Origin of the sequence: Pseudomonas nitroreducens TX1 (assembly GCF_000313755.1) — a bacterium.
In the GTDB taxonomy this organism is placed as follows: domain Bacteria; phylum Pseudomonadota; class Gammaproteobacteria; order Pseudomonadales; family Pseudomonadaceae; genus Pseudomonas; species Pseudomonas nitroreducens_A.
On record NZ_AMZB01000022.1, the window covers coordinates 1 to 6,332 of the forward strand.

Annotated in this window: 5 protein-coding genes; all 5 read right to left on the bottom strand. The window is 53.4% G+C overall.

Going from position 1 to position 6,332, the window contains the following annotated elements:
• Window positions 1-352: 352 nt before the first annotated feature.
• Window positions 353-2,305 (bottom strand): DUF3732 domain-containing protein, encoded by a 1,953-nt coding sequence (locus C167_RS0100200; protein ID WP_017516278.1) that lies wholly within the window; start codon window positions 2,303-2,305, stop codon window positions 353-355.
• Entirely contained in the window at window positions 2,302-2,799 is a 498-nt protein-coding gene (locus C167_RS34355) for a three component ABC system middle component (RefSeq protein WP_157791798.1), read from the bottom strand. The genes C167_RS0100200 and C167_RS34355 overlap by 4 nt, the downstream gene beginning before the upstream one ends.
• Window positions 2,799-4,001 carry an ABC-three component system protein gene (locus C167_RS0100210; RefSeq protein ID WP_017516280.1) on the bottom strand — a complete coding sequence of 401 codons (1,203 nt, stop codon included), beginning with the start codon at window positions 3,999-4,001 and terminating at the stop codon, window positions 2,799-2,801. Before C167_RS0100210 ends, C167_RS34355 begins: the two co-directional genes overlap by 1 nt.
• A 92-nt stretch (window positions 4,002-4,093) precedes the next feature.
• Window positions 4,094-4,867, bottom strand: a complete 774-nt coding sequence (locus C167_RS0100215; RefSeq protein WP_017516281.1) for a nuclease-related domain-containing protein — start codon at window positions 4,865-4,867, stop codon at window positions 4,094-4,096.
• 105 nt (window positions 4,868-4,972) lie between these two features.
• The gene (locus tag C167_RS0100220) at window positions 4,973-6,112 is read right to left on the bottom strand and encodes a Fic family protein (RefSeq protein WP_017516282.1); all 1,140 of its coding nucleotides are present in this window, start codon (window positions 6,110-6,112) and stop codon (window positions 4,973-4,975) included.
• Window positions 6,113-6,332: the final 220 nt, after the last annotated feature.

The following is a 6,332-nucleotide window of genomic DNA, read 5'->3' on the forward strand; positions in this document are numbered from 1 at the left end:
TGAACCGTGGACCAAAGGATTATGAGTTGCCTAGAAACGCTGCAAGCTCAGTGAAATCGTGCGTAGGTTAGCGCAGGTACAGTGAGCTGGAGGCAGCGTCGTAGAGCGGGTTAAGCGTAATTGAGCGAAATCTGAAAAAGTTGGGCACTGTACCGCCAGTGTACTGATTTTTGTACCGCGAAACGGCCAAGAATGAGCCTGCTTTCCGCGCTTGGCTGACAACGCTCGGCTTTCGGTAGTTGCTCTTCCGATGATTGGCTAGAGAGCGCAGCTGCAGCGAGATAGCAAAGATGCGGTAACATGGGCATCTTCTAGCTTTTCGGCAGAGGGGCAGAAGTAAGATTTAGCTCGATTATTCCTCCGAGTACCAATGCTTGGGAATAAGTGCAACATCCCCGCGCCATTTTTCATCTGCGATGGCGGATTGGTACCAGTCTTCCTCAATATCAGCATGGTCGGTAACTATTACCTGAAGATCTGGCCCCAGCTCTTCTTCGACCACCTTGAAGAGCCATTCGAACATCTTCTTAACTGCTTTTCGATCCTCGTCCTTTTCAATTTCTTCAATGTTGCCAGTCACGGCCTTATCAGACGGGAAATACACCTGCGTAGGCTGGTCAAAGAAGATGAACCTGCCGACAGGGCGATTCTCTTTTATGAACCATTTGGCCAGTGCCAGATAGGTCACCAGGTGATAGCCGACCCAGTTTTCACCGCTGCCCATACGATGAAGAGGTGTTCTGCCGTGAGGCGTTTCGGCCACGACAGTGAGCTTGGGTATATCAAGGCGGATGGGGTGCTCTGAGTGTTCGAGCCCCAACTCCCTTGCCCATCGCGTCATGTCTTCGCTAATAATGCTGACTTGAGCATCCAGCCTTTCTTTGAGAGCGTCAGGATTGAGTTTTTCTTCAAGCTCTTCTATCTGCGGATCAAGCGCAGCGATTTGCTTCTTGATCGGCCCAGCATCATCTGACCAATTAATGCCATCCAGATAGAGCGATACGCGTCCGGCAATCCTGGATTTCAGAAGGTTTCGGTCTTGCAATCCTTCTGATGCTGCATCTTTCAATCTGATCTGGTCGATACTATCGCGTGTCTTTTTGATTTTATCAGCTAGATCATTTTGCTCCTTGACCAGGCCATGAATGTAACTCGTGATCCGTGGTCGGTTTCGCTCCACGCCATCGAGCTTATGCGCAAGGTCGGCAATGGCTTGTTGAATAATGCCTTCAGCGCTATCGCGAGCTTCATGCTGGGTCTCGCAGATCGGACAGAGATGCTCGGCGGCGACTGCTTTCTTGAACAGGCCAATGGATTGCAACCTGAAACTTTGCTCACCAGCTTCATTCTCGAAGCCGGTTTCGGATCTTGCGAACTCATTGGCGGCATTCAGCTTGAACCGCACCTCGCGTTTTTGCTGCTGGAAGCGCTGATACTCACGCTCCAATGCTGACAGGGGATCGTCGGTGTTGTCTTCAGCGGGGGCCAGCGGCGGCACCCAATTGCTGATGCGCGATAGTCTGGCAAGAAGATCCTTCTCATTGGGTATGAGGTTCTCGCCCGTGTAAAGACCTGCACTAGCGGCCTCTGCGAGCAAGACATAGCCTTTTTGGAGCCCATCACCCTTTAGGGACTCAAGCTCATACAGCTTCTTGGTAAGACGTGTCTTTTCCTGCTTCAGGCTCCTCAAGGAGGCGAGATCCGTCAGGCGGTCATCTTCAGCGGCACCCAGGAAATATGGAATGGTGTCTTTGATAGCTTGGGGAATATGTGGCTCTGATTGCCGATGAAACAGTATCTTCTTGGCGGCAATCTCATCCTGGCTCTGAAAAAGATAGTACCTTGAGTGCTTAAAGTTAATGGAAATTGAAGAGCGCGTCTGACCTTCAGGGATTTCTGTTTCCTGCTCCGGAACACCAAGCTTTTCCGTTAGGTAATTAACAACGCTGTCAATATTTGTAGATGATTTGAGTTCCGATCTGTTCGGGACTTTGATGTCCTTTTCAATAATCATGTGTGACGTGCTGTTGGAGTTTAGCCCCGGCAATGGTGCTGCGCGGGCAATAAAAACCTGCGTGTCACGAAATTGAAGAAGAATGGCGTACCAGTCAACAGTTTTTCTGATAAGTCCTTCCGCTACGCTGCATTCACTGGATCCAAGGCAGTACTCTACAATCTCCAGAAGGGATGATTTTCCCTTCTTGGAAGCCCCCGTAATGATGTTGACGTGGGATGGGTTGAGTTTTACGTCTCGGCGCTCTCCATTTTTGCCGTAGACGGATATTTGTAGAATTTGCATGGTCATGGCCTGATTCCTAGCTGTGCATAAATTGTTTCAACGGTCGAGGAATGGGCAAACCATTTTCCTATAAAGTTTGCAGCATGAAGAGCTTGCTTCATGCTCTTGCTTTTATTGAACAGGCTGGGTGCTTTAGGAAGCTCGTCTTGAGCAATGAGGTAGTGTGCATGTTCCGTCAACTGGATGACTTTTCGATCCAGCAGAAAGAGTGCGGAAGCGTTGACGACGGGAATACAGGCTGAGGCCATTGCTGAAAAGTCGGATAACTCTCCTCCCTGCTCAGCAACCCATGAAGCTATGGGCGTTCTATACGTGGTCGGCAAGTTGGCCGCTATTCGTGGCGATAGTGCCATTGGGAGCACGACATAGGGCAGTGCGCAGTGCATTCCCTGGGTGTTTATTTCACAGCAAACGCGCAGTGATGCGAGGAAGAGAAAACCAGTATAGGCCGGGTTATAAAGATTAATTTCTTCCTGAGTCAGAATTTCCCTCAACGACATTAGGCTGCTCCCTTCTTATCTTCCTTTTGAAGAAGGGATTGATAATTGGGATGCCAGCCAATCTTCAGTTCATCAGCTAGGCTGTGGTAGCTTCCTCTGGCAACGTAGGGATGGTTAAAGTCTCTTCGTATGGCAAGGGCACCTTCATTTTGGCACTTCCCGTATACGTCTCGTCCAGACTTTTTACATTGTTCTGAATTGCTGGTGTCAGTGTCTGGAAGAATGAGTGACGAATGGTTTAACCACTCCTCCTCCAGTCTTTTCAGATATGATTTTAGTTCGCCGGGCTTGACCAGGCCATCTCTTGACCAGCGTGAGCGCTGCTCGCAGGCACGATAGTAATTGATTATCGCAAAGCGGATAGCCGGGTTGGGTATCCCTATCAGGCGTAATTGCTTTACAAAATTCCTATCGTCACCATCGACATCTATATCCTCTGGTTCAGCATCGGCATAATCTGCAGTGAGATTGGTCAGCGAAAATTGAGAGCGAAGATCGTCGATAATGGCAACGACCTCGCCAAGGCAAACCTCTTTCTCATCTGACGACATGGCGCTGATAAAGCGCTTAAACCATTCACCTTCCAGACGCGTGCAAAAAGCATTTATATGCTTCTTTTCCGCAGTGGTTCTGAGCTCTTTTTTTATCAGATCTTCAACACCCAGAATGCTCGCGGAGCGGCACAGGATGTTAATGGAGCCGATGAGCTGATCCTTCTGCCAGTCCAGCAAAGCGCTATATGCCGCATAGGCCGTAAGATTTGTCGCGTTGGACATCTCGCCAGCAATCTCATCGAGGGTTTTCCTCACGTCGCTGATGTTGCGAGAGGGCGTAGGCAGCAATGCCGCAACGAGTCCAGTGCTGGGCGCGCTCTGCGTAGTAATGAGAGTGAAGTTCGTCGTAGCGGGATCAAGGCCGCCCTTCATTATACCTTCCGCCCAAACCCTGATCGTTTTCCACAAGTCGGCACTTCTGTCTGTCAGGTTGCCTTCAGTGCCATGGAACTTGGTCTGAAGAATATCGACAGGATTTCCCTCCATTTCGAAAGCGATATCGTCGAGTTTTTCGATGGAGACGAAGCACTCATCAGGATCCTGAACTTCCCTAATTTTCTGAAGGCTTAGGAGCAAGGCGTATCGTGCCTGATATAGATAACCAAGCATCGACGCCGTTGCATCGAACTCATTTGCTTTACTTGCCATACATGTTCCCTTCCCGGAAAAGCAGCGTAGCGGCTGGCGCTACAGCTTACTTTCAACAATCAAGCGGGGTTGCATTCTGAGTGATAGTGGTTTTATTGGAGACTCTGCATGGTTCGGCACTTGGGAAACGCTGAGCATCCCCAAAACTGCTGCCCCGCATTCGCCCCTGCTTTCACAGTTCGAATCAGCAGCGTGCTGCCGCATTTCGGACATTGCCGTTCGGCTGTCGGATCGCTACGGCGCTTGAGGTTTTGCACGTGCTCGCGGTGTGTAGCGAGAGTCGGCGCGCGGCGGCCGTTTTGCAGTACTTGCAGCATGGCGTCGACTTCAGCCTCGCTGAATACTGGCTGCTGGAATGACTTGATATAGCGGATAAAGCCGATGCCCTGGGTTACGTTGGCCGGCACTTCGGTTTTGAAGGTGCTGCCGCCGACAAAGGTAATGACCGAGTGCAAGTACTCGGCGTGAACGCCAAGGGTGGCTTCCAGTGCTTTGAGGTGCTTGTAGTTCTGACGCAGCGGGTTCTGGAATTTGAAGGTGCGCTTGTAGAGCTTCTGCGTCCACTGTGCCTGCTTCTCATTGCCGAAGATCCAGCCGCTCATGTTCTTCGTTTCCAGCACGAAGATGCCGTAGGGCGAGAGGAACACGTGGTCGATCTGCGTGGTGCCGTCTGGCGTGTTCAGGGTGACGTTGTGCAGGCGGCGGTAAGTCTGCTGGTCCAGCTGCCAATGGGCAAACAGCCGTACCAAGAGTTCGCCAATATGACCCTTGGCCCAAGGTGACTTGAGCAGGCCGATCAGCAGCATCAGCGGGATAAACCAGCCCAGCGTGCTCCAGACCTGCGCGATGATGGGAGTGAAGTCCATTTCCTGTCCCTGGGTAATTCTGAGTTAACCGGATAGTACCGAAACTTGTCGTAATGGCACGATAGTTTCGCGGTGCCTCTGGTGCGCTGCTTTGTCGCTGCGGGGTCAGCCTTGAATGTTTGCCGAGTGCTGTATCTGGTAACGCGTGCTGCGCCCGCCGCCCGGTAGCCGAGCAAGACAGCCCTTCTCAACAAGATCGCTCAGATGGCGTGTGGCGGTGGCTTTCGAGACCTTGGTTACGGCCTGGTATTGAGCGGCGCTGATGCCGTTCTCGAAACCGCGCTCGCCGCCATCAAGCAGGCGGTTAAGAACCTTGATCTGCTCGGCAGACAAGGCTTGGCTGCGGTGTGCCTGCCAGAAGCGCGCCTTGACCAGCACGCGGTCGATACGCGCAAGGGCCTGCTCTAGGCTGTTGAGCAATGCGGCGAGGAACCATTGCAGCCAGGCGGTGATATCCAGCGTGCCTTTCTGGCTGGCTTCCAGGATGCGGTAGTAGCCGGCGCGGTCGTCGAGGATGCTCGCCGACATGGCGTAAAAGCGAATGGCCTGATGTTCGCCCTGAGCCAGTGCCAGGTCGGTGATGGCGCGCGTAAGGCGGCCGTTACCGTCATCGAAGGGGTGCAGGGTAACGAACCAGAAGTGCGCAATGCCGGCCCGTAGAAACGGGTCGAGGCTGGCATCGCTACGGCTGCTCTCGAACCAGACGAGGAAGTCGTTCAGTTGCGCTTCCAGCCCTGCACGGGGTGGGGCCTCGAAATGCACGGTAGGGCGGTCGAGCCGGCCGGAAACTACCTGCATGGGCTCTTCGCCACGCAGCATGCCGATGCGTAGCGGGCGGGCCAGCAGGAGGTCATCGCTGGGGAACAACCAACCATGCCATGTGAACAACCGCTGCAGATCAAGCGGCTGCTGATAGGCGCGGGTGGCATCGAGCAGTAGTTCCGCCAGGCCTTCGGATCGAGAGGTGGTGCGACCTTCTTCGTTCAGTCCCAGGCGCCGTGCCAGTGATGAGCGCACCGAGCCGACATTCAGCTGCTCACCCTCGATGGCTGATGAGGTGACGATATTCTGCAGCATGGCATCCAGGCTGCTCTGCGCTTCGGTGTCACCGCCAACGACGCTCAACATCCCGAGCAAGCGGCCCTGAGCCTGGCTGCAAGCACGCAATAGCGGGGCGAGCGCATCGGTTTGCCAGCTGAAGTGCGGCCAGTGGGGCTGCTGCCAGATCCAGAGGGTGTCGTTCATGAGATGGCCCGCTTGTGAGCCGATTAGCGGGTTTATTCGGCTCGTATAGTGAGCCGATAATGCCGGCTATTCGGCTCACTGTCTAATCCTTAACCAGGCTGTATGGCTTGTGGGGTGCGCTTGGCCAAAGCTGGTGAGCGTAGGAAAGCGGGATGGCGAGCAACGTTCCGGCAGACGGGCCAGTCACAGGCGCCAGAAACGCAAAAGCCGCGCATCCGCG

What these genes read in the sequence shown, in the direction of transcription:
- C167_RS0100200 (WP_017516278.1), bottom strand. Translation starts at nt 2,305, where the DNA reads ATGACCATGCAAATTCTACAAATATCCGTCTACGGCAAAAATGGAGAG.
- C167_RS34355 (WP_157791798.1), bottom strand. Translation starts at nt 2,799, where the DNA reads ATGTCGTTGAGGGAAATTCTGACTCAGGAAGAAATTAATCTTTATAAC.
- C167_RS0100210 (WP_017516280.1), bottom strand. Translation starts at nt 4,001, where the DNA reads ATGGCAAGTAAAGCAAATGAGTTCGATGCAACGGCGTCGATGCTTGGT.
- C167_RS0100215 (WP_017516281.1), bottom strand. Translation starts at nt 4,867, where the DNA reads ATGGACTTCACTCCCATCATCGCGCAGGTCTGGAGCACGCTGGGCTGG.
- C167_RS0100220 (WP_017516282.1), bottom strand. Translation starts at nt 6,112, where the DNA reads ATGAACGACACCCTCTGGATCTGGCAGCAGCCCCACTGGCCGCACTTC.